General features: G+C 65.5%; 17 protein-coding genes and 1 pseudogene. 12 read left to right on the top strand and 6 right to left on the bottom strand.

All coding sequences use genetic code 11. The features are described from left to right. Positions 1 to 42: 42 nt before the first annotated feature. The 3 genes from HV793_RS12990 to HV793_RS13000 form a co-directional block, all read right to left on the bottom strand. Positions 43 to 720: an N-acetylmuramoyl-L-alanine amidase gene (locus tag HV793_RS12990; protein ID WP_054454776.1), complete on the bottom strand. Its 678-nt coding sequence runs from the start codon at positions 718 to 720 to the stop codon at positions 43 to 45. 221 nt (positions 721 to 941) lie between these two features. Next, the gene (locus tag HV793_RS12995) at positions 942 to 1,715 is read right to left on the bottom strand and encodes a hypothetical protein (protein WP_175213281.1); all 774 of its coding nucleotides are present in this window, start codon (positions 1,713 to 1,715) and stop codon (positions 942 to 944) included. A gap of 14 nt (positions 1,716 to 1,729) precedes the next feature. Beyond that, positions 1,730 to 2,293, bottom strand: coding sequence for a hypothetical protein (locus tag HV793_RS13000; protein WP_054454773.1), 564 nt, complete (start codon positions 2,291 to 2,293; stop codon positions 1,730 to 1,732). A gap of 369 nt (positions 2,294 to 2,662) precedes the next feature. Here HV793_RS13000 and HV793_RS13005 point away from each other — a divergent pair, with 369 nt between their 5' ends. Next, a complete protein-coding gene (locus tag HV793_RS13005) occupies positions 2,663 to 3,508 on the top strand; it encodes a DUF4189 domain-containing protein (RefSeq protein ID WP_175213282.1) in 846 nt (281 codons plus the stop codon). Positions 3,509 to 3,565: 57 nt separating this feature from the next. Here HV793_RS13005 and HV793_RS13010 read toward each other — a convergent pair whose 3' ends face one another. Beyond that, the gene (locus HV793_RS13010) at positions 3,566 to 4,231 is read right to left on the bottom strand and encodes a hypothetical protein (RefSeq protein ID WP_175213283.1); all 666 of its coding nucleotides are present in this window, start codon (positions 4,229 to 4,231) and stop codon (positions 3,566 to 3,568) included. Between the two features lie 301 nt (positions 4,232 to 4,532). On the opposite strand from HV793_RS13010, the gene HV793_RS13015 reads away from it, so the two are divergent. The 6 genes and pseudogenes from HV793_RS13015 to HV793_RS13040 all read left to right on the top strand — a co-directional run. Next, positions 4,533 to 5,000: a YMGG-like glycine zipper-containing protein gene (locus HV793_RS13015; RefSeq protein ID WP_054454766.1), complete on the top strand. Its 468-nt coding sequence runs from the start codon at positions 4,533 to 4,535 to the stop codon at positions 4,998 to 5,000. Between the two features lie 99 nt (positions 5,001 to 5,099). Further along, positions 5,100 to 5,768, top strand: coding sequence for an RNA polymerase sigma factor (locus tag HV793_RS13020; RefSeq protein ID WP_054454765.1), 669 nt, complete (start codon positions 5,100 to 5,102; stop codon positions 5,766 to 5,768). Beyond that, a complete protein-coding gene (locus HV793_RS13025) occupies positions 5,765 to 6,817 on the top strand; it encodes a FecR family protein (protein WP_054454763.1) in 1,053 nt (350 codons plus the stop codon). The genes HV793_RS13020 and HV793_RS13025 overlap by 4 nt, the downstream gene beginning before the upstream one ends. 120 nt (positions 6,818 to 6,937) lie before the next feature. Beyond that, the gene (locus HV793_RS13030) at positions 6,938 to 9,412 is read left to right on the top strand and encodes a TonB-dependent siderophore receptor (RefSeq protein WP_175213284.1); all 2,475 of its coding nucleotides are present in this window, start codon (positions 6,938 to 6,940) and stop codon (positions 9,410 to 9,412) included. A 70-nt stretch (positions 9,413 to 9,482) separates the two neighbouring features. Next, positions 9,483 to 11,354 (top strand): PepSY-associated TM helix domain-containing protein, encoded by a 1,872-nt coding sequence (locus HV793_RS13035; protein ID WP_175213285.1) that lies wholly within the window; start codon positions 9,483 to 9,485, stop codon positions 11,352 to 11,354. A gap of 106 nt (positions 11,355 to 11,460) precedes the next feature. Beyond that, positions 11,461 to 12,234 (top strand): annotated as a pseudogene (locus HV793_RS13040) (FAD-dependent monooxygenase); the annotation flags it as partial. Between the two features lie 22 nt (positions 12,235 to 12,256). Here HV793_RS13040 and HV793_RS13045 read toward each other — a convergent pair. Beyond that, complete coding sequence (locus HV793_RS13045) at positions 12,257 to 13,342, bottom strand: calcium:cation antiporter (protein ID WP_054454757.1); 1,086 nt, start codon at positions 13,340 to 13,342, stop codon at positions 12,257 to 12,259. A 116-nt stretch (positions 13,343 to 13,458) separates the two neighbouring features. Here HV793_RS13045 and HV793_RS13050 point away from each other — a divergent pair, with 116 nt between their 5' ends. The 5 genes from HV793_RS13050 (at position 13,459) to HV793_RS13070 (ending at position 16,498) form a co-directional block, all read left to right on the top strand. After that, complete coding sequence (locus tag HV793_RS13050; protein ID WP_175213286.1) at positions 13,459 to 13,929, top strand: low affinity iron permease family protein; 471 nt, start codon at positions 13,459 to 13,461, stop codon at positions 13,927 to 13,929. Continuing rightward, positions 13,926 to 15,008: a flavodoxin family protein gene (locus tag HV793_RS13055; RefSeq protein ID WP_054454755.1), complete on the top strand. Its 1,083-nt coding sequence runs from the start codon at positions 13,926 to 13,928 to the stop codon at positions 15,006 to 15,008. Before HV793_RS13050 ends, HV793_RS13055 begins: the two co-directional genes overlap by 4 nt. Positions 15,009 to 15,048: 40 nt before the next feature. Next, positions 15,049 to 15,315, top strand: a complete 267-nt coding sequence (locus HV793_RS13060; protein ID WP_119451151.1) for a hypothetical protein — start codon at positions 15,049 to 15,051, stop codon at positions 15,313 to 15,315. Positions 15,316 to 15,399: 84 nt separating this feature from the next. Beyond that, the gene (locus HV793_RS13065; RefSeq protein WP_125470364.1) at positions 15,400 to 15,606 is read left to right on the top strand and encodes a hypothetical protein; all 207 of its coding nucleotides are present in this window, start codon (positions 15,400 to 15,402) and stop codon (positions 15,604 to 15,606) included. Positions 15,607 to 15,736: 130 nt separating this feature from the next. Continuing rightward, entirely contained in the window at positions 15,737 to 16,498 is a 762-nt protein-coding gene (locus HV793_RS13070) for a hypothetical protein (RefSeq protein WP_244958637.1), read from the top strand. A gap of 3 nt (positions 16,499 to 16,501) precedes the next feature. Here HV793_RS13070 and HV793_RS13075 read toward each other — a convergent pair whose 3' ends face one another. Beyond that, on the bottom strand, positions 16,502 to 17,752 hold the full coding sequence (locus HV793_RS13075; RefSeq protein WP_175213288.1) for an NnrS family protein: 1,251 nt from the start codon (positions 17,750 to 17,752) through the stop codon (positions 16,502 to 16,504). Positions 17,753 to 17,944: the final 192 nt, after the last annotated feature.

The raw sequence follows: 17,944 nt of genomic DNA on the forward strand, positions 1-17,944 counted from the left end.
GTTTTTAAGTCAGTGAAATGTCAGCTTCGAGCGGCTTCGCGATCAGGGCCCGCAGCAGTTCCCCGGATAATCGGCTCGCGGCGCGCCGGCATAGGCGGCAAACACAAGCGGGTTCCGTTGCGCTACCGCAGTATGGGACAACACCAGATTCTCCAGCTTGGACCAGGGAAAGTTGATTCCGGGATCCGACCGGCGATTCGGGTCCAGCTTGGCATGCGAAATGACATGCTTCAGGTTCGGATACTTGCTCCAGGCATAGGTAATGATCCGGGCCGTCGCTTCGATTTGCCAAGCCGAATAGGGGTCCTTGTAATTCTGGACATCCTGGGTGTTGACGATCTCGATCCCCAGGCTGCGGTTGTTGACGTTCGGACCCTGGCCCAGATGCGGCGCGTAGTTGACGTCCCCGACATGGAATGCCGCCTTGGCTTCGGCGACCACGGACCAGACGAAGTGGCCATGCTGCGGCTCGTCTTCATCCGGGACGATCCAGTGGGCGCTCGCCTTTCTGACTTTCCAGTTGTCAATGGCGTGCTGCGTGGCATAACCCGCCGTGGCGTGGATCACGATCGTGTCGATGACCGCGAAGACGTCCGCTCCGCGCGACCGAGCGCGATTCGCGGTCAGCCAGGGGAAGTCGGGGTGTACCTCCTCGTTCAGCGGGCTGAATGACGGGCGCTTGTCCGCTGGAAGCAGGAAATGAAAACTCTTGGGGTCCATGGCGACACCTCCTGATTCCTCGTGCTCATAAGTACTTGGGGGAGGGGCCTGCGGCATCATGATCGACGTCGCGGTGGCCCGGGAACCGCTGTCAGCGACTTTTGCAGTTCTGGCGTGGCCGGGCAATACTCCAAATCGAGTATCCGCGATCGTCGGATCTGGACTAGGGCATGGGAGCAAAAGACGTGCTTCACGCCTCGTTGGACGGCCTGCGCTCGGGCTCAAGAACGGCTGGAGAGTGTCCGCGCAGCCGGTTCGCAGGAATCGCGATAGGCAACCGCATACATCGTTGCCACCACAAACACGAGCGGGACGCAGAGCAGTGCGCTCATCGCTGCCCGCGCCAGTCCAACGTCCGGGTAGCCGTACGCGAGCATGCCCAGGATGTAGCCGGCATGGCCGGCCGCCGCGATCAACATGAGCAGCGCCAGCATCAGCGGCCAGGGCTTGTACGGCATGGCGGCGCGCGCGGCGTGGAAACGGTACTCGCCGGCTACCGCCGCGCGCGGCAGGCTCAGTCCATACATTGCCAGCGCGTACAGCGTGGGCACCCAGATCAGCGCCAGCGCGGCGCACAAGACGCTCCAGAACACGGCGTCATTCGATCCCGCCAGCACCATGTAGATCACATAGGGCAGGTCCCCGGTGGCGCGGGCCATCGCAGTGCCTGCAATAACGAGCGCGCAGAGCAACGCCAGATGACGGGCCTGCGCCGCGCTGCCGCGGGTGGCGCCGACGTCCGTCAAGTCCGCCGGCTGGACGACGCGATGCCAGGCGCAGGTCATGCGCGCCAACGCAATCAGGTTGATCAGCGCCAGCGCCATGAACAGCCCATTCCCGTACGGAAACAGGTTGGTGATCAGCAAGGCGAAAGGCAGCGACAGGATGAATAGCGCCAGCGACCAGGGGGCCGCGGCCAGTATGGCGCGGCCCTGCTGGCGCATGGCGTCAGCCGTCGCCGCGAGGAAATGGCGGGCTCCGAGTTTGTTCGACAAGAGGGGGCGCTGCCTTAATTGCTGCGGTAGTTGTTGGCTTCACGCTCGCCCGCCCACTTGCGCAGCGCGGCGATGAATTCGGGGCAGACATTGCCGTCCACCTGGCTGTCGATGATGACGCTGTTCTGCATGCGCATCACCACGGTGCATTCGTAGACCTTGGTGCGGTTGTTGTAATAGCCGTGGTTGGTGTTCTGGAAGACGGGGGTCGCGGCGCTGGTCGAGGTGGCCGGAATCATGCCCACCACCTGCTGGGAGGTGCCGGTCGAGACCCATTCCGTATAGGGCGCGGTCTGGTAGTCCGACCAGATGAGCTCCATCGTGTTGCCCACGCCGCGCTTCTTCGACGGTTCGCCCAGCGCCGTGATGGCGTCGCCGACCGGACGGCCCTTCATGTTCTTGGCCACGTTCACGCTGGGCGAGAACGACAGCCCGGACGAAAAAATGTTGGTCAGCGAGGGCAGCGTGGAACTGCCGCCCGTGGGCATCGGCGCGCAGCCGGCCAAGGCGGCAAGGACCAGGGCCGCCGGCAGGGCGCGGCCCAGCAACCAGGTCGAACGGAGTCGCGATTTATTCATGCTGAGCCCTAGCTCCCTCAAAGATCCGGCGTGCCGGAACATAATTCAGCGGCCGCAAGATTTTGTCTTGTTTTAGTTTCGTTTCGTGACTAGTCGTATCGCGGCGCCCGAGCACTGGCAGTGCGGCGTACACCTGCAGGCGGTCGTCTGACGCTGCGCTGCGAGGGCAGAATGTTAACGAAAAAATAGTGGCGCATCGGCTTTCTCCCGCTGAAAAATTGGTTACGTAATACCTGGAAACGTGAGAAAGCGGGGAGAGGAAGACAAACTGTAACGTGCTACGATCCGCGCGTTCTGCGCCCCGGGGGCGCCTTGGCGATGGCAGATCGCGAGGCGCACGGCGCCACAACCACTGGATATTGCACACCCATGATGCTCGCGCGATTGCTCGTTCAGTTCCGTTCCACCGTGGCCGCATTGGCCGGCGCAGGCGCGCTGGCGCTGGGCTTGGCTGCCCCAGCGGCGCACGCCGACACGCTGTACGGCGCCGTGGCCACCGACGAAGCGCACGCCAAGCTGTATTGGGTCATGCCCGAAACCTCCACCAAGGAAGCGCAGGACGCCGCGCTGGCCAAGTGCAACAAGGCCGGGGGCAAGGGCTGCAAGAGCGTCACCTCATTCTCTGACAGCTGCGTGGCGTTCTCGCGCAATTCGCGCGGCGACCTGTTCTGGGGCGCCAGCGTGTCGCCCGAGGTCGCCGCGAAGAAGGCCATCCGCACCTGCACCAACGACAGCGCCGACGGCAAGTGCAAGCTTGCCGTCATGCCCTTGTGCGTCGGCCCGGGCTACAGCGAAGCCGACCTGAAGGCGCCCGACACCGCCACGCCCGCCCAGCTCGAAGCCCTGTCGGCCAAGCTGGATTCGCGCGGCTATTGGGGCTCCGTGGCTGAAAAGGACTCGGGCCAGCTGACCTATGCCGATGGCTATCCGAGCGAGAAGGAAGCGGTCGACGCCTTGCTCAAGTGGGAAGACTGCGTGGGCTGCCGCACGGTGCTCACCTATACCGACACCTGCGTCGGCATGGCCTGGGGCAAGGGCAGCAAGGGCCGCGGCACCAGCTTTACCGCGAAGAATCCCGATCCGGTGGCCGCGCGCAACGAAGCGCGCGCCACCTGCGACGCCAAGAGCGGCGGCCTGACCTGCGTGGCCTTCGTGCGCTGCTCGGGGCGGGCTTATATCAGCGGTTACAAGGGCGAGGACGAGAAGGCGAATTAAGCCCCGGGGCCTGGAGGCCGTGGGGCGTCCAGGCATGTCATGCGGCGGCGCGTGGCGTCACTCTGCAAGACCGGCGAGCCGGTTGAACTCGGTGATGTGCGTGGTGCGCTCTTTGTCGGCCCGGTCTGCGGTGTGTTGCTTCAGGGCCTGCCCCAGCGGCATCAGCAATCTGTCGAGCGCATCCAGAGTCAGGCTCTCATCGCGGATCCGCTCCACGCGATCAAGATAGAGTTGATATCCCTCGGACGTGCTTGCGCCGCTGGCCGAGGCTTTCCATTTTCCATCCCTAGTGGCCAGGAGGCTGCGGCATAGTCCGATCTGGCCATGGGTCATGCCGCTGTCGATGGCCCAGAGCGCGCGCAGGGCGTGCTGGTCGTAGATGGGCCGGGATGAATTCGCAAGATGCTTTGCGAACGCGTAGAAAACAACGTCGGTGGTCTTTGGCGCGCTGTTGGCATCGGCGACATATCCGACGAACGATCTATAGACTTCCCACTTGCCCATTTTCCACAGCAGGGCCTCAGCCAGGGATTGCGGAGCGTCCTGCAAATCGGTGGGCCAGGCGTGGTTGGAAGGAAGCGCGGGAAACCGGGCCACGTCGTATTCGTATCCGGCAGCGGCAAGCATGCCAGTCATCGAAGTGACGATGCCGGCGCCGAGCCTGCCGGTGGTCAGCCGTTCGCGTAGCGAATGAATAATCTCTCGTAGATTGTTGCTTGTCACGGTCCGTGGGTGCCTGGAAATGGATGGCCAAAAGGAGCGGCGAAGCTGCGCTTGATCTATTGCTCACACTACTGAAGTGCTTACGTGCAGCAAGGCTGCCTGCTTCAATATTCCAACCCGCTCCAGGTCGCGCCCCGCATTGTTCCAGCTTGCCGGAATGCCAAATCCGTTCATCAATCAAGCGGTTTCAGCGTTAATCAGGCATTTGGCATAGGATTTCGCTGCGCAGTTCCTGGGCTCGCTTCGATGTGCGGCGCTAAACTCAAAGGTGGTGGGTTTCTTGCCTTCAATGGAGTTTTTCATGAAAAAGTCCATACACCCCTGTACCGCGACGCTTCTTTCCTTGTTCTGCCTGTGCGCCACCGCACAGACGGTAACCCCGCTCAAAGGGCAATCGCCCCAAACCACCCAGCAGGACATCAGCGCATGCCAGGCTCTGGCAGGCAGCGGCGCCAGCACCAGCACGAACGATCCTAAATCCGGCGGACGGGTCCGTGGCGCCGCTGCGGGCGCGGCTGCGGGTGCGGCGGCAGCCAGCGTGCGCGGCAATCAGCACGAGGAGGTCTACGACCGGATGAGCGACGATGCCAAGCAGCAATACCGGCAGAACCAGGCGAAAGACGCGGCGGCGGCAGGGATGGTCGTGGGCGGTTCGCGGCAACGCCAGGACCGCCGCCAGGATCGCGCCGAAGCGTCGCAACAGAATGCGGCAGCGGCCTCTACATATAGCAATTGCATGCAGCAGCGCGGGTATCAAGTGGCGCCGTGAGGCGCGAGGGTTGACCGGTGAACGGGCTGGGGGTGCGCTGCATTGCGACTGAGAATAAATCTCAGTACAATCCGGCCACTTTCAACCGACCCGCGCCGCATGAGCCGCAACCCTTTGCTGGCGTCCGACACGACGCCCGCATCCGCCGACGACCAGAACGGAAATTCCAGCGCGATCGCCAAAGCCTATGCGCGCTGGCGCTTGCCGCTCATGCGCGGCCTGGCCCGCTTCAAGGGCAGCATCGGCAGCGCCGAGGACGCGCTGCACGATGGCGTCGTCAAATGGGTGGCGGCCAATCCCGCGCTGGATTCTTCCGATGAGCAGGGCGCATACCTGCGCAGGACGGTATTGAACGGCGTGGCGGACGAATTCCGCGAGCGCAAGGCGGGGCGGCGCCTGCAGACCGTGTCGCTCGATGAAGCGGAAGAGGGCGTGCGGGCCCTGGCGGCGGGCGATGCTTCATGCCCCATGCGCGCTGCCGCGCATCAGCAACGGTTGGCGCGCCTGGGCGAGGCCTTGCAGGAACTCCCCGAACGCCAGCGCGAAGCCTTTGTGCTGAGCCGTTTCGATGGATTGACACAGGACGAAGTCGCCGCCCGCATGCAGATATCGCGGCGCATGGTGGTCAAGCATCTGGCGCGGGCAATCGCTTACTGCGAGGTCCGCGTGCACTATGCTACGGTTGCCCAGATGCAGCAATTGCATCGGCCCGCTGGCGATGACGCCGGCCTGGACAAGAACAACAATAGCGACTCCGCCTCGTCATGACCGAACCGTCTTCCTCTGCCTCGCCGGACACGCTCGCCTTGCACGAAGCGGCGGCTGAATGGCTGGTGCGTCGCCAGGACGCCAGCTGGTCGGACGCTGATGAGCAGGAATTGCATGCCTGGCTGGCCGCCCAGCCCGCGCATCGGCAGGCCTATTCGCGGGTATCGCGAACGTGGGATGACCTGTCGCAGGCGCCTCGCCCCGTCTTGGCCCGCGACGCGCAGGCGGCCAGCCGTCCATCCCCGCGCTTGCCGCGACGCGCCTCGCGGAAGGCCTCCACCCAGCCGCGTTTCTGGGGCGCGCTGCTGGGGCAACCCGTCTTTTCGAAGACCTTCGCCGCCGCCTGTGCGGCGCTGGTCGTGGGCGGCGGCTACGGTTGGTATCGCTGGGACAACACGCCCGGTTATGTGTTGAGCGTGAGCACGGCGGCGGGAGAGGTGCGTCAGCTGGACCTGCCCGACGGCTCCCATGTCGCGCTGAATTTCGGCAGTACGCTGGAGGTCCGGTACTACCCGCGGCGCCGCGAGCTGGTGTTGAACCAGGGCGAAGGGTTCTTCGACGTGGCGCCGGATACCAGCCGTCCGTTCACCGTCGATGCACGGCAAAGCCGGATCACCGTGGTGGGCACGGCCTTCAATGTGCGCAACACCCCGGATCAGGTCGTCGTCAAGGTGTCGCACGGCCGTGTGCGTGTGCAGCCCGATCGCGACAAGGCCACGCCGGAATTGTCGCTGAACGCCGAGCAAGGCGTGACCGTGGATGCGCGAAACGCCACCTATCAGGCAGTGGCAGCGGTGCCGGACGGCGTGGGCGGGTGGCGCAATGGCCGTCTGGTGTACCGGCGCACGCCGCTGGGCGAAGTGGTCCAGGAAGTCGCGCAGTACCTGGGCAAGCCGGTGGCGCTGGCCAGCCCGGGCCTGAAGTCCCTGCCGGTCTCGGGCTTTGCCGCGACCAATGCGCCCGCCGCATTCCTGGAAGCCTTGCCGGATCTGCTCCCGGTGCAGGTCAAGCGCGCGCCCGACGGCGGCTACCTGATCCTGGATCGCTGAGCGTCCAGGTGCCTGCCTGAAAATTATTTTTATTCGCATGTGGTGTGCGGGTTCCCAATCCCGCCCCGGAATCCGTTTACTCCCGCAAGGCCGGTAGCGGCCAACAACGATGGAGCGGGAATGGGACGGGGATTGTTGAAGGGCGCGCTTGTTGGCGGCGCGTTGACGACGGGCATGCAGCTCAGGGCGATGCCGGCAATGGTGGCGGGCGCGCTGGCTGCGCTGGCATGGCCCGCTGCGGTGCATGCGCAGCCGCAAGCGTCGCAGGTGGATTTCAGCATTCCGGCTCAGCCGCTGGAGCATGCCTTGAGGATGTTTTCGGAGCAGTCCCGGCATCAGGTGCTGTTCGACGAGGCCGTGGTGGCGGGCAAACGCTCGCCAGCGGTCAACGGCCGTTACACGCCGCGGGAAGCGCTGGACCAGTTGCTGTCCGGTAGCAACGTGCGTGTGAACAGCGCCAGGCCGAATGCGTACACCTTGACGGTGGTCGGGCAAGCCTCGGGCGATGCTGTCACGCTGCAGTCGGTGACAGTCACCGGCAGCGGCGTGGGCAATCCCACCACCGAAGGAACCGGCTCATACACGAGCGATGCCATCACGATCAGCAAGATGACACAGTCGGTCAAGGAGACGCCGCAATCGGTCAGCGTGCTCACGCGCCAGCTGCTGGACGACAAGAACCTGACCACGCTGGACGAGGCGCTGGCGCAGACCACCGGCGTGACCAAGACGGCAAGAAACTTCGGCAACCACAAGTTCTCGATCCGCGGCTTCACGGTGGACGACAGCAATTACCTGGTCGACGGCGTGGCCGGCGTGGTCTATGCCCCGGTGGGCTGGTTGCCCATCGACACCGCTGTCTTCGATCGTGTGGAAGTGCTGCGCGGCGCGGCCGGCTTGATGCTGGGCTCGGCGGATCCCAGCGGCGCGATCAACATGGTGCGCAAGCGTCCGCGCGGCGAAGGGCATTTCGAGGGCTCCACCACGGTGGGATCCTGGGACAACTACCGCATGGAACTCGATGGCGGCGGCCCGCTCAACGAGTCCGGCACGGTGCGCGGCCGCCTGGTGACCGCCTATCAGGACCGCCATTACTTCTACGATGGCACGAAGTCGAAATCGCCCCTGGTCTACGGCGTGATCGACGCCGATCTCGGGCGCGACACGACGCTGACGTTCGGGGCGCGTCACCAGGCCACCGATACGGACGGCTATTGGTTGTTCGGCCTGCCGCGCTATACCGACGGCGGCGCGCTGGACGTTTCGCGCTCGACCTCGCTGATCCAGGATTGGAACCGGCAGAAGGGCCAGGTGAACGAAGTGTTCGCCGAAGCCGAGCACCGGCTCGACAAGGACTGGAAAGTGCGCCTGTCGCTCAATCACACCGAGGTCGACCTGGACCAGCGCGTGGCCATTCCGGTCGGCGGCGTGGATCGGGCGACCGGCGTGGGTTCCAGCTTCTATACCATCTATTTCAACAATGCGAGCGTGAAAAGCGATGGCATCGATCTGAACACCACGGGCAGTTTCCAGGCGCTGGGCGGCACGCACCAGATTCTGCTTGGCACCAGCTGGTCGCGCCAGCGCGTCAACCAGAAGTCGGCGAATCTGGACAGCGACTCGCCCATCAACGTGTACGACCCGGACCATTCCTCCATTCCTGAGCCCACGCGTCCAGCGTGGGGCAGCAAGGAAACGTCGCGTTTGGAGCAGACCAGCCTGTACGGCAGCATGCGCCTGCAATTGGCGGACCCGTTGCATTTGCTGCTGGGAGGCAAGTTCAGCTGGCTGAAGTACCGGTCCGACGATGGTCTGACGGGCGCGAGAACCCGGGACTATGAGCAGAAGCACGAATTCACGCCCTATGCCGGACTGGTCTACGACCTGGACCAGCAATGGTCGGTCTACACCAGTTATGCGGACACCTACCAGCCGCAGAGCACCTACGTAACGTCTTCGGGCAAGCCGCTGGACCCGTCCATCGGCGCCAACTACGAGGCGGGGGTGAAGGGCGAACTCTACGACGGACGCTTGAACCTATCCGCAGCGGTATTCACCGTGAAGAAGTCCGGCATCGCAGTGGAGGACTTGTCTGCCCCCGGAAACTGCCCGGGTTCGCTGGCCTCGCCCAATTGCTATCGCAACGGCGGGACGCTGCGCAGCAAGGGCTTTGAACTGGAAGCCAGCGGGGAACTGTCGCCGGGTTGGCAAGTGATGGCCGGCTACACCTACGTCACCAGCCGCGACGACGAAGGCGAGACGATCAGCGCGGAAACCCCGCGCCATCTGTTCCGCCTGTCCACCACGTACCAGCTGCCGGGGCGCTGGAACGCCTTCAGCGTCGGCGGCGGCGTGTCGGCGCAAAGCGGCTACTCGTACAAGGCCTATGACGACATGTCGGTGCGGATGGGCGCGCCCGGCCGCGCGGTGTGGGACCTGCGCGCGGGCTATCGCATCAACAAGCACTGGTCCGCCAGCCTGAACGTGGCGAACGTGTTCGACAAGGACTACTACGGCATGGTCAGCCAGATCCGGCGCGGCAACCACTACGGCGAGCCTCGCAACGTGATGCTGACCTTGCGGGGTACGCTGTGACCGGCCGCGTGTCGGCCGATGATCACGGCGGCCTGCGGACCCGGTTGTGAAAGGGGGATTTCGCCAAAGCATGTCATGGCTGCACACCTGGTGCGGCCTGACCTGCGGCTGGCTACTGTGCGCGATCTTCCTGACCGGCACGCTCAGCGTGTTCCGGGAACCCATCACGCGCTGGATGGAAGCAGGGCCGCCGGCCGATCCCGCTGCCGCGGCCGTGGACGCCCGGCAGTGGCTGCCGCGCGCCACGCAGGAGCTGTCGTCCCGCGCGGCGGCGGCTTCCGCCTGGGACATCTCCCTGCCGGTCCGGCCCGGCTGGCCGGCGCAACTTTCCTGGCGCACCGACGACGGCGCACGCCAAGAGATCTGGCTGGACTCGCGCACGGGCGCAGTGCAGCCGCCGCCCCAGATCCGCGAGACCGAGGGCGGCCGGCATTTCATGTCCTTCCACTACACCTTGCACGGCGGCTTGCCGGGCTACTGGCTGGTGGGCTGGATATCCATGTGCATGCTGGTCGCGCTGGTCTCCGGCGTGGTGGTGCACAAGCGCATCTTCAAGGACTTTTTCACTTTTCGTCCGGGCAAGGAACTGCGCAGCTGGCTGGACGCGCACAACGCCACGGCAGTGCTGACGCTGCCGTTCCTCTTCATGATCGGCTACACGGGCCTGGCGTTCTTCTACACCAGTTACATGCCCTGGCCGCTGCATGCGGCGTATGGCGGAGACGCCGGCGCCTATCGCCGCTACCAGGCCGAGCTCGCGCCTGCGCTGCCTGAGCCTCGCCTCGCAGGGCCCGGTTTTGACGGGGCTCCGGATCTGTATCCCATGCTGTCGCGCGCGCGCGAGCTGACCGGGCAGGAAGCCGCGCGCATCACGATAGCGCGTGCGGGCGATGCGCGCGGCATCGTCCTGGTGTCCGGGCGCAAGCCCCTGGCCGGCGCCGCCCCGCGCCTGCTCACAGATGCCAGCCGCGTCGTGTTCGATGGCGCGAGCGGAGCGGTCTTGCAGGTCGTGCCCGCTCATCACGAGGGGTTTGAAGCAAAGCAGGTCCATGAGACGATCGAAACCCTGCACAAGGCAGACTTTGGCGGATGGACCATCAAGTGGCTGTATTTCTTCAGCGGCCTGATGGGAACCGCCATGATCGCCATCGGCACGCTGCTGTACTCCATCAAGCGGCGCAAGAAGAGCGAGCATGAATTCGGGAGGGGCACGGCGCGGGTCTACCGTTGCGTGGAGGCATTGAACGTGGCGGCGCTGGCGGGCGTCGCCGTGGCAAGCATCGCCTACTTTTACGGCAACCGCCTGATCCCCGCCGCCTGGCCGGAACGCAGCGTCTGGGAGATTCGCATTTTCTTCGCCGTGTGGGCCGCGACCCTGGTCCATGCGCTGTTGCGCGCGCCGCGCAGCGCATGGATCGAGCAACTGGCTGCGGCTGCCGTGCTCTGCCTGGGGCTGCCGCTATTGAACTGGGTGACGACGGGCCGGCATGCATGGACCTATGCAGCCCGGGGAGAATGGCCGCAGGCGGCAGTGGAGATCACTGCGCTCGGGTTTGGCCTGCTGCTTGCCTGCATGGCTCATGCGCTGGGGCGGCGCTGGAAGGCCGTGCCAGCGGTCGCCGCGCCGCCGTCGCGCAAAGCGCCTCCTGCCAGCCACGATGATGCAGTTTATCGCTGGGGAATCGCGAGCCGCGTGATGGCTGCGGCAGCGGGCGGCTACCTGTTATCCGCCCTGGCGATGTCGGTCCTGGCGCTGGCGTGGCCTGCCAGGGCCGGCGTCTCGCCGGCTGCCGGCGTGCTCGGCGGAACGCTTTTGAGCTTTGTCGTATACACGGCGATCGGCGTAGGCGTGTTCGGCGCCCGCAGCGCGCAACGTGCTTGGGCGCTGATCGCGGTGGCCAGCCTGGCGTCTGGCGCGTTGGTACTCGGTCTGCGCCCATAAGGGCGGGTTGCGCTATCCGATGGCTACCGATGGGAAACGTCAGGAACGGCGGCCCATCGCACCCAGCCGCGCCTGCATCAATTCCAGCAGCGCCCGAACCCGCGCCGTGATCATCGGCGCCGATGGCCGCATGGATTCGGTGGCGCGCCGATTCGTCGCGGGAGACAACGCGCCGGTTTATCAGGGCTTCGTGAATTGGATAGGCGTGGCGCAGGCGGACGGTGTGCTGGTCGACGAAATCGCCATCCAGGACTATTGGGGCGCGGGCGAGCGCTTTGGCGCCGTGGCGGTGCGGCCGGGCCTGGTCTACTGGGCGGGCGCGCAGGCGCGGCCCTTGTCCGCGGCCGGGCCTGCGGCGGACCTGCGCCAGGAGGTCGAGGCGTTGTTCGGGATATGGCCCGACCCTGTCGCCCGCATCATCCGCGCGACGCCGGCGCACGCCATCCGCCTGATCGCCGTGCACGACCTCGATCCCCTGACAAGCTGGAGCCGGGGCAACGTGCTGTTGGTGGGCGACGCCGCGCACGCGCCCCTGCCGACCTCGGGGCAGGGCGCGTGCCAGGCGCTGGAGGATGCCTGGCACCTGGCCCGATGCCTGAACGGCCCGGACGCGGGCCTGGCGGCGGCTCTGAGTGAATTTGCGCAGATACGCATTCCCAAGACCACGCAGTTGATCGAACAGGCGCGGGTATCTGCGCGCGGCCTGTTCGCCATGGACCCGCAGACCTGCCGCATCCGCAACGAGCACGCCAGGACGGCAGATCCCGTGCATGTCGCGCAAGCCCTGGCGGCGGGTTGGGCCCAAGAATTGCCTATGCCCGGACTCGGGAGCGGCGCGCCTGTTCACGGCGCCGGATTCGGCCGCCTGGCCCGCATCTGAACGCCTGAGCCGGGTCAGAACGCTACAAGCCCAGTCCCAGCAGCATGAGGAAGGTGCCAAACAGGATGAAATGGGTCATGCCCTCGATCGCGTTGGTCTGGCCGTCATTGAGGTTGATTGCCGCCACCAGCAGGGTGACGAGCATCATCAATGTCTGCGCCGGCGTCATGGCCATGACGATGCGCTGACCTGTGATCAAGGCCAGGGCCTCCATCGCCGGCACGGTCAGTATCACCGTGGACAACGAAGCGCCAAGCGCGATATTGACCACCGATTGCATCCGGTTCGCGAGCGCCGCGCGCAATGCGGTCAGCATTTCCGGCGCGGCGGAAATGCCGGCCACGATCAGTGCCACCAAGCCAGGAGGCACTTCGATGCCTTCCAGGCTGCGATCGAGGGAATGGGACATCAGTTCGGCAAGCGCGCCCACGGCAATGATGCCGATCGCCATGACCGCCGCCGATTGGCCTCGGGTTGGGTAGCCTGAGGTTGGCAGGGGCCTGCGGGTTTTCTTGTCCGGATAGCTGTAGCTGAAGAAGTAGCTGTGCGGGCCAGTCTGCATGCGCAGGAACACGCCGTACAGGAGCAGCATGGCCGCAATCGTGAAACTGCTATACGCGCGCCAGCGCGACTGCGGAATGAACTCGGGAATGATCATCGAGACCGTAACCGCGGTCAGGATCATCACGCTGTAAGTTCGGGCGGAATCGTCGTTGTATGCCTGCTCGCCGTGCTTGAAACCGCCGATCAGGGCGGCTACGCCCAGGATGCCGTTGATGTCCAGCATGACGGCCGAATAGATACTGTCGCGCACCAGGGTGGGTGAGTGGGCCTTGGTGGACACGATTGCCAGCACGATGACTTCGACCAGCACGGCGGATAGCGTCAGGATCATGCTGCCGTAAGGGTCGCCAAGCTTCTGCGCGACACGCTCGGCGTGGCGGGCGACGCTCAGCGAAGCGGCCAGGATGGCGGTGATCAAAACGGCAGTCTCGACCAGGCTGGCAAGGCGGCCGTAACCGCTTGCGCCGGAATCGGCCAGGTAGCCGGCGGCGGCCAGCGCGCAGGCCAGCAACAGGAGCTTTTCGGACTGCAGAATGGATTTCATCTGGGCTCCGCCGGCCGCAATCCTGTCAGCCTAGCACGCCGCATGTCTTCTTTCCCTGGCCGGGGGCGGGCACGGAACTTGCTGAACAGGATGTCCCGTGGAGCAAGGGGGCCAGCATGCACAACACTCGCGTACCCAGGCGGCGTGCGGCGCCGAAGCGTTCGGCTGCACCCGACGCGGGCGGTGCTGACCATCCGGTAGCGCGCTTCTTTGATCATTTTGCCGCGCATGTGACCAAGTGGGTGGGGTCGCCCATCGCCTTCGGATTGGCGGTCATCACTGTTGTGCTGTGGGGGGCCTCCGGTCCTGCGTTCGGCTATTCCGAAGTGTGGCAATTGGTGATCAATACCGGCACGACCATAGTCACATTCCTGATGGTGTTCCTGATTCAACAAAGCCAGAACAAGGACAGCGAGGCGTTGCACCTCAAACTCGATGAATTGCTTATTGCGCTGGAGGGCGCGGACGAAGGGCTGGTCGACGCGGAGCGCCTGGACGAAGACAAGCTGCTCGCCCTGGCCGCGGCCTGTACCGCTCGCGCCAGGCAGGAACGCCGCCGCCGCGCCCGCAAAAGGAGGCAGCCATGATCGGAATCAAGCCCACGGTCCGCAAGGGCCAATACGACGGCCCGCTAGCGCGGGAAGAATTCCGCCTGCGCTTCATGCGGCGCTTTTACGATCCAGCGTTCGAGGCCGAGCGCGACGCGCTGGAGCGCCTGGAAGCGATTGCCTGGGAAGGCTACGAAGCAGGGCGCAAGGCGCCTGTCACGGTGAAAGCCGGCCAGGGCTACGCCGATCCCGATTACGATCTTTCCCAGGAGTGGAAGGAAACGCGCGACCGCCTGGAGCGCGCGGAGGCAGTTCAGCGCGATCCGGACACCCCGTCTCGCGTCCTGGTGATCGTCGGCGCCGCGCGCAATGACGGCACCTGTCCCGGGGAGGTCTCCAAAAGCTGGCGGCTGGCGCGCCTTGTCCTGGATGAGCTGCAGACGGCCGGCGTGCAGACGGATCTGTTGGATCTCAGCCGCCTGGTTTCCGAATATGAGTACCGCATCCATCCCTGCAAGGGCTGCGTGTCGACCGCGATGCCCCTGTGCCATTGGCCATGCAGCTGCTATCCGAACCACTCGCTGGGGCAGTCCAACGACGCCATGGCCGGCATCTACGAGCAATGGGTCGCGGCCCATGGCGTGATCCTGGTGGCGCCCACGTACTGGTACCAATCGCCCAGCCCCTTGAAGCTGATGATAGACAGGCTGGTGTGCGCCGACGGCGGCAATCCCGATCCCACGCTGACTGGCGGCAAGGATCCGCTCAAAGCCAAACAGGTCGAGCTTGCCGGTTGGCCATACCCCAAGCATCTGGCCGGCCGCGCCTACGGCCTGGTGGTGCATGGAGACGTGGCCGGCGTCGAGGCGCAGCGGCGCGGGTTGGCCGATTGGCTGGACTGGATGGGGCTGATGGACGCGGGCGCGGCGTCGCGGCTGGACCGCTACATCAGCTATTACCGCCCGTATGCCACCAGCCACGACGACCTGGACCAGGACCAGGCGGTGCAGCAGGAAGTGCGCAACGTGGCGCAGGCCATGGCCAATTTCCTGCCGCGCCTGCGGCGCGGCGAATTCGAGGGACTGGATCAGGGCATCCGCGATCCCAGGCCGAAGTAAACCGCAGTAGCATGAAGGCAGGATTCGACAGGAGGCCCCTATGGAACACGCCAGTTGGGATTTCGAGCTCGAGCGTCCGGTTGAGCATCAGGGCAGCTGGAGCATCGCTTATGTGCTGGTGCCGCCGGCGGCGGGAGCGCCGCAGGAGCGGATAGCCGTCGAGGAGCGCTTCGCCTCGGCCCAGGTTGCGATAGACGAGGCGACGCGGCTGGCCCAGATCCACGTCGCGGACTTGAACGGGGATACCGCGTCGTTCGAGAAGCCGACAGACACGGAAGTGCCGTTCGGCAAGAATCCACGGTTCTGACGCCTCTTGCGCGGGCGTTGTGGCATGGCGCTTGCTGATACCGGGCTGCGGCGGATTTCGCCGCACTTCCTGATAGGTGCTGCGATGCCCCAGATCCAATTCGAGTTGGCTTTGCATCCGATAACGATGGCGTCCGTGCCGCCGCCCGGGACCCCAGCCCATCGGCCGCCGGCGCAGAATCCGGATGACGCCAACGACAGCGCTCAAGGCGATGAGGTGCCCGACGAGGACATCGAGCCCGCCGACACGACGTCCAAGGACAACGCCGCCGAGGGTTCGGCGGACAGGTAACCTAAAATGGCGCTCCGATCATTTCAAGGCGCCTATGGCGCCGCCTGCCCAGGTTCCCTCCATGCAAGAAAACACGTCCGCCGCGCAGCCGGCATCCGGAACGCCGCAACGTCAGAGATTCGAGTCGCTCGTGCGCACGCTCGAAGCGCAGCGCGCCCGCCTGCGCGGCTGGCAGGCCGTGCTGCCGGAATACCAGAAGAAATACGAAGACGTGCTGGCGCCGCTGGAGACGGTCGAGGTCGAACTGAAGGCCAAGCTGGTGGCCTGCTTCGACCATGCCTGCAAGCAGAAGGAACTGACCAAGGCGGAACGCGCCCTGGCGTCCGAGATCGCTGCGCAGCTGGCACAGGAAACGCTGGACGCCATCGTGCTGGATGGCACGCCGGCCGAGTGCGACACGGACAGGCTGAAGGCCTTGTATCTCAAGCATGCCGGCTCGGACTACGACGCCGGCGCGGAAGACGGACAGGACGAGGACGATGCCGCAGGGCTGCTGACCCAGGCGGCGGGCGATAGTCCCGCACCTGCGCCCGAAACGCTGGCGGAAATCGAAGCCTTGGCCGCTGCCGGTCCTGATCGTCTGGCTGGCGTCGATGAGGAACGCTACGCGCAGTACATCCAGGCGCTGGACGCGCAGCTCGCCAAGCTGGCCGGCGAAATCGCAGCCGCGGAAGACGGCTTCAAGGCCAAATACCATTTCGATCCCGCGCAATCCATAGACCCTTCCGAACTGATGGAAGACCTGGACGCGGAGATCGCCGATGCCGAGGAATACATAGGCGAACTCGAATTCGAGCTGTCGCAGTTCGTCGACATGCAGCAGGTCAAGGCCTGGCTCAAGGCCATGAAGCAGCAGCTGGCGGCCACCCGCCGGCGCGAGGGGCGCGGCTGAGGCTCAGGCGGCCGGACGCCGAGCGACCGGCACCACCTTCATCACCGGCGCGGCCGTCTTGCCCGCATCGGCCCGCGGCCGGATCATCATCGGGAAGAAGCGCCAAAGGTATAGCGCGAAGGCCAGCGCCCAGGCGGTCGCCGAGGCATGCAGGAAGCCGATGGTGGCGGCGGTCGGGAGCAGGGCGGCCAGGCGCAGCAGGGCCGCCAGAATCATCAGCGCATAGCTCAACACCATGCTGCGGTCGGTCTGCAGCGGCCGGCCCAGGTGGCCGAGCGCGGTGCGCGTGACCATGCCCAGGATCAGCACCGAGAATCCGGCCACGCCGATCACGTGGGCGGGCCAGGCGGGCCGCAGCACATAGCCGGCCAATTGCGCCGCGCCTGCCAGCAGGCCGATGCCCAGGCCGCAATACCCCGCATACAGGATCCACAACAGCGGCACCTTGCGCACCGCCCAGGGCTTCCAGGATATCCATTGCGCCAGGGCGATCAAGCCGGTCGCGGCCAGCGCCAGCGCCGCAGCTTGCGGCTGGCCGGCAAGCAGGCAGGCGATGGCGACGATGCCCGTACCCAGCTGCCAGTGGCCGCTGCGGGTGTGCGGCGGGATGTCCAGTCCCGCCACGGCGCGCTTGGCGAAGAAGGGGATGACCCGGCGCGCGATCAGCAGCGTCAGCACCGCCATGCACAGCAATCCGGCATTGAAGTAGCGCATCAGCGCAAAGTAGTCGCCCTGGACCGAGGCCCAGAGGTAGAGCGCGTTGGTGGCGGCCAGGCCCAGCAGCAGGAAGGGTATGCCGTAGTTGCGCTGGTTGCGCGTGACGGCGACGGCGCGGCCCAGCGCGCCCGCGGCCCACAGGAAGAACAGCAGGTCCGCCGCCGCAGCCACCACGAAGGCCGGACGTCCGGGTACGAGATAGCCCGCGCGCGCCACGATCCACACCGCGCACAAAATGGCCAGGGGCGTGCCGCGCAAGGGGTTCTTGCCGGTCCAATTGGCGCCCGCCGTCAGCAGGAAGCCCACCGCGATGGTGGCGACGAAGCCCCACAGCATCTCGTGCGCGTGCCAGAACATGCCGTTCAACACGCCCGTGAGGCGTGCCGGCGCATGCACCCATAGCAGCACGGACGCCAGCGCCCAGAAGCAGCCGGCCAGGTAGAGCGGCCGGAAGCCCATTTCCGTGAAGGCGCGCCATTGGGGCCGCGGACGGGGAGGGGCAGCGGCGGGTTCTTCGATGCTAAGCAGCGTGCTCATGAGGGCAGTCGCGGCGCCGTTTCGGCTTCGCGTTTAAAGGTGTATTTGAAATGCATATTAATGCCTCCCGCGCGTTGCCGCCAGCGCGGCCGCTTGATCCAGCGCAAGCCGGGCCGCCAGGAAAGGGGTGACTAGTCACATCGGCAAGGGGCTTCTGGTCGGCTGGCGAATGGTCCGCAAGGCCCGCCATGC

The organism is Achromobacter aegrifaciens (assembly GCF_902859965.1).
GTDB lineage: Bacteria > Pseudomonadota > Gammaproteobacteria > Burkholderiales > Burkholderiaceae_B > Achromobacter > Achromobacter aegrifaciens.

Bases quoted from the DNA above. Each gene is read 5' to 3' on its own strand.
- HV793_RS12990 (WP_054454776.1), bottom strand. From the start codon at position 720: ATGGACCCCAAGAGTTTTCATTTCCTGCTTCCAGCGGACAAGCGCCCG.
- HV793_RS13000 (WP_054454773.1), bottom strand. From the start codon at position 2,293: ATGAATAAATCGCGACTCCGTTCGACCTGGTTGCTGGGCCGCGCCCTG.
- HV793_RS13005 (WP_175213282.1), top strand. From the start codon at position 2,663: ATGATGCTCGCGCGATTGCTCGTTCAGTTCCGTTCCACCGTGGCCGCA.
- HV793_RS13015 (WP_054454766.1), top strand. From the start codon at position 4,533: ATGAAAAAGTCCATACACCCCTGTACCGCGACGCTTCTTTCCTTGTTC.
- HV793_RS13020 (WP_054454765.1), top strand. From the start codon at position 5,100: ATGAGCCGCAACCCTTTGCTGGCGTCCGACACGACGCCCGCATCCGCC.
- HV793_RS13025 (WP_054454763.1), top strand. From the start codon at position 5,765: ATGACCGAACCGTCTTCCTCTGCCTCGCCGGACACGCTCGCCTTGCAC.
- HV793_RS13030 (WP_175213284.1), top strand. From the start codon at position 6,938: ATGGGACGGGGATTGTTGAAGGGCGCGCTTGTTGGCGGCGCGTTGACG.
- HV793_RS13035 (WP_175213285.1), top strand. From the start codon at position 9,483: ATGTCATGGCTGCACACCTGGTGCGGCCTGACCTGCGGCTGGCTACTG.
- HV793_RS13045 (WP_054454757.1), bottom strand. From the start codon at position 13,342: ATGAAATCCATTCTGCAGTCCGAAAAGCTCCTGTTGCTGGCCTGCGCG.
- HV793_RS13050 (WP_175213286.1), top strand. From the start codon at position 13,459: ATGCACAACACTCGCGTACCCAGGCGGCGTGCGGCGCCGAAGCGTTCG.
- HV793_RS13055 (WP_054454755.1), top strand. From the start codon at position 13,926: ATGATCGGAATCAAGCCCACGGTCCGCAAGGGCCAATACGACGGCCCG.
- HV793_RS13060 (WP_119451151.1), top strand. From the start codon at position 15,049: ATGGAACACGCCAGTTGGGATTTCGAGCTCGAGCGTCCGGTTGAGCAT.
- HV793_RS13065 (WP_125470364.1), top strand. From the start codon at position 15,400: ATGCCCCAGATCCAATTCGAGTTGGCTTTGCATCCGATAACGATGGCG.
- HV793_RS13075 (WP_175213288.1), bottom strand. From the start codon at position 17,752: ATGAGCACGCTGCTTAGCATCGAAGAACCCGCCGCTGCCCCTCCCCGT.